1 pseudogene is annotated in these 450 nt (G+C 51.8%); it reads left to right on the plus strand.

Features of this window, described 5'->3' with window-relative positions:
• Positions 1 to 10: 10 nt before the first annotated feature.
• A pseudogene (gene pyrG / locus ACTHUR_RS20740) lies at positions 11 to 450 on the plus strand (CTP synthetase); the annotation flags it as partial.

Genomic DNA, 450 nt, shown 5'->3' on the forward strand with positions numbered 1-450 from the left:
GTATCACATCATGACTAAATTTATTTTCGTAACCGGCGGCGTTGTATCTTCTTTGGGTAAAGGTATCGCCGCCGCTTCTATTGCTACTATTCTCGAGTCGCGTGGCTTGAACGTGACCATGCTTAAGCTCGACCCGTATATCAACGTTGACCCGGGTACCATGAGCCCGTTTCAACACGGCGAAGTATTCGTGACCGATGACGGCGCGGAAACCGACCTCGACCTCGGTCATTACGAGCGTTTCATCAACGCCACCATGACCCGCCGCAACAGCTTCAGTACCGGCCAAGTCTATGAAAACGTGATTGCTAAAGAGCGTCGCGGCGACTATTTGGGCGGTACCGTACAAGTGATTCCGCACATTACCGATGAAATCAAACGCCGTATCCATGAAGGCGCGGCTGGTTATGATGTGGCGATTGTTGAAATCGGCGGTACAGTCGGCGATAT

Source organism: Neisseria sp. P0021.S007 (genome assembly GCF_051956855.1).